The 3,076-nt window shown below is 69.8% G+C and carries 4 protein-coding genes; all 4 read right to left on the reverse strand.

Annotated elements, in window-relative coordinates:
* Positions 1–290 (reverse strand): hypothetical protein (locus tag A3ES_RS0145320; RefSeq protein WP_020393450.1); only part of this gene is annotated, 290 nt, incomplete at its 3' end.
* Entirely contained in the window at positions 290–1,186 is an 897-nt protein-coding gene (locus A3ES_RS0145325; protein WP_020393451.1) for a major capsid protein, read from the reverse strand. The genes A3ES_RS0145320 and A3ES_RS0145325, both read right to left, overlap by 1 nt.
* 75 nt (positions 1,187–1,261) lie before the next feature.
* Positions 1,262–1,636, reverse strand: a complete 375-nt coding sequence (locus tag A3ES_RS0145330) for a capsid cement protein (RefSeq protein ID WP_020393452.1) — start codon at positions 1,634–1,636, stop codon at positions 1,262–1,264.
* A 3-nt stretch (positions 1,637–1,639) separates the two neighbouring features.
* Positions 1,640–2,923 carry a hypothetical protein gene (locus A3ES_RS52105; protein WP_020393453.1) on the reverse strand — a complete coding sequence of 428 codons (1,284 nt, stop codon included), beginning with the start codon at positions 2,921–2,923 and terminating at the stop codon, positions 1,640–1,642.
* Positions 2,924–3,076 lie beyond the last annotated feature (153 nt).

A 3,076-nucleotide genomic window follows, 5' to 3' on the forward strand; every position in this document is an offset into this window, starting at 1 on the left:
CCGGAGGCCTCATCGCTCCCGCCAGCGATGAGCTTTGCCAGGGCGTCCAGTCTCGGATCGCCCTGGGGCTGGTCGTCCTCTCCGCCCGGCTCGGCGACGACGGGGGTGGTGTCGTCGCCGAGCTCGGGGGTGAGGGGTTCGGTGGATGCGTCGGCGGTGTCGGCCGCCGGCGCCTCCGTCTCTGCCACGGTCTGCAGCCCAGCGGCCACCGCCGCCATGACCTCCGCAGTCGCCGTGTCGTCTGCCTTCGCCGCAGCAGCAGGAGCTGCGGCCTTCGCCCGCGCGGCCATCAGCCGAGGCCTGTCAGGTTCACGATCGCGTACGGGTCCGTCACGATCGGGACGTTGACCCGGGCGGCCTGGATGTACCAGACCTCCCGCTTCGGCTCGTCGATGTTCCGCGAGTAGAACGGGACCTCGTCGCGCTGCGAGCCGACCACCTTGGCCTGCAGCACCCGCGCCTTACCGGCGGTCTGCCGGTTCGACACGATCCAGTTCGGGATCTCCAGGAACCCGGACATGCGCCGCGACAGGATCGGGTTGATGGCGGTGTTCTCCCGGGGGAGCGCGTCCCGAATGTCCTTCCGGCCGAGCAGCCGGTAGAACTCCTGCGGGTTGATGATGACCGTGTCGACCTTGTAGCCCAGGTCGTTCTCGTCGACCTTCTGGATCGCTCCGAGGAAGTCGTTGATCGGGTCCGCGCCGGCGTTGGTCAGAGGCAGCGCGGCCGCGACGTTCTGGATCAGCGGCTCCGCGTCCAGCGCCGCGAAAGTGACGGTGTCGACGCGGCGCAGCAGCCCGTTGCGGAGCTTGGTCAGCTTCCGGGTGAAGGTGTCCCGGTCGTTGCGGCGGACGTGCTCGTAGGTGAGCTTCGTCTGCAGACCACGCTTCGTAACCCGCGCCACCTTCGGCGTCGGGTCGGACGTGTCGACGTTCGGGAACTCGGCACCGGGGGCGATGTCACCGGGCTCGCCGTCCGGGTAGAGGTCCTGCGCGGTGAGCTGGTCGTAGATGACCGCACCACCCTGCGCGTCCCCGCTCGAGAAGATGAAGTCGGCGATCCAGCGCTGCGACAGCCAGCTTTCGAGCGTGCGGCGCAGCATGGTCGGGTTGCGCATCCACTGCTCAACGGTGATCTTGTCCCCGTTGACGGTGGGAAACGCGCCCGGGTACGTGTTGCCAGGCATGGGGTTGGTTCTCCTGTCAGTCCAGCCGCCCGTATGCAAGCTCGCAAGCATGCATGCCGGGTAGGCGTGGGGGGATCAGTTGTAGAAGTGGACGAAGCAGTCGGCGCCGTTGGCGGCGTCGAAAATGGCGTAGCCGACCGCGATGCCAGCCGCCTTCGGGATGACCTGGCCGGCAGCGCCGACCTCGACCTCGGCGTTCGCGGTGATGGCCGCGGCTGCCTTGATCGGGACGATGCCGCCCCGGATGATCGGGACCTCATCGCCTGCAGGGGCGTCGTACGCGGCGACCCCGAAGGCCTTCGCAGCCGCGGCCGCGTGAGCAACCAGCGGGTTCGGCACGGAGCCGTTCCCGGCGATCGCGACGACGCGCTTGCCGATGACGGCGGTCAAGGCCTTGGCCGTGACGTCCCGTCCGGGCTCGTACAGCGGCAGGCAGGTGTTCACAGCCATGGGTCAGTTACCTCCGGTCAGGTCGACGTCGAACATGTCCTTCGCGGCCTCGGCCCAGGCCTCCTGGGACGGCCCGTCACCGGCGCCGAACGCGGACACGTCGGCGTCCGATCCGATCTCGGTGGTGGGCACGCGACCGGCGGCGAGCGAGGACAGCAGCGAGACGGTGCCGGCCTCGTTGGTGTCCAGCTGGGTGCGCCAGGTCTTGGACTCGTCGACGGTGATCCGGCCCTCACTGAGCGCGGTCTTGACGATGCCGTCGCGACGCTGGCGGGCCAGCTCCTTCGCGGCGTCATCGCCGGCCTTGGCCTGGGCCTGCAGCGCGGCGAGCTGACCGGCGGACAGGGTCACCGTGGCCGGTGCGCCCTCGCTGGCCACCGGGGCGTCCTTCGGCGGCTCGTCAACCACGGGGGCATCCTTGGGTACCTCGTCCTCCTTCGGAGGCTCGGTGATGCTGCCGGTGATCAGGTCCGCGATGGCCTTCTCCACGTCGGCGTCCTTCTCGAGCTTGAGCAGCTCGCGCACCCGCTCCTCGGTGAGCGCCATGCGGGGTTCCTCCTTGGGTGTGGTGGTGGGAGCCGGGGCTCCGCTGGTGGAACCGTCTGACGGTTCACTGGGGGCGGGTGGGACGGTCGCCGTGTCGCGCATCCCTGACAGCCGGTCGAGCCGATCCAGCGCGCCGGTGAGAGTTGCCTCCGGCACCTGGTGGTCAGCGGCGAACTTGGCGACCTCCGCACGCGCGGCCGCGAGCATGACCAGCCCGGCCGCGTCGACCCCGTCGACCTGCTCCACAGCGGTGACACCTTCGCGGGGGCGGTCTCCCTCTGCGTACAGCGCCAGGACGTCGGCCATGCCCTTCACAGCGGGCTTGGCGATGCCGAGCAGCGCAAGGCCGGTCAGCGCGGCACGGTACGTCTTCCCTGCCGTGGTCTTGAGTCCCCACGCGATCTCTACCGAGCGCCGCCGGAACGCGGCCGGGATGACCTCGGCCAGCTTCGACGGGATCCCGGTCAGGTCACCGAGGATCCCGTCGCCAGTGGCGTTGAGACGGACGTTCTCGACCCAGCCGTACGCCGGTTCCCCGTCGCCTGCCCGTGGGGCTTGGTCGCCGTCGTTGAAACGCTGATCGGTGTGGCCGATCTTGATGGCCGGCCTGTCGATCTGCTGGTCGGCGTACGCGGCCACGATCGAGTCCAGGTCCTCGCGGGTCACATCGGTCACGCCTGTGGATGCGCCCCACCGGCCGACCTTCACCAGCTCGACGCCGGGGATCGTGGCCGTCGTCATGCCGGGATCACCCGGGCGAGGACGAAGCAGTCCTTCGCCTCACGGAGCTTCCGCAGCCCGGCTGACAGCTCCGCGCCGTCCGGTAGCTGCGCGACCATCTCGGCGGCCAGGTCGTGCGCGGCCTTCGAGATCGGCAGCAGGCTCGGGGGGAGG

This window comes from Kribbella catacumbae DSM 19601 (genome assembly GCF_000372465.1).
GTDB classification, from domain to species: Bacteria; Actinomycetota; Actinomycetes; order Propionibacteriales; family Kribbellaceae; genus Kribbella; species Kribbella catacumbae.

Bases quoted from the DNA above. Each gene is read 5' to 3' on its own strand.
- A3ES_RS52105 (WP_020393453.1), bottom strand. From the start codon at position 2,923: ATGACGACGGCCACGATCCCCGGCGTCGAGCTGGTGAAGGTCGGCCGG.
- A3ES_RS0145325 (WP_020393451.1), bottom strand. From the start codon at position 1,186: ATGCCTGGCAACACGTACCCGGGCGCGTTTCCCACCGTCAACGGGGAC.
- A3ES_RS0145330 (WP_020393452.1), bottom strand. From the start codon at position 1,636: ATGGCTGTGAACACCTGCCTGCCGCTGTACGAGCCCGGACGGGACGTC.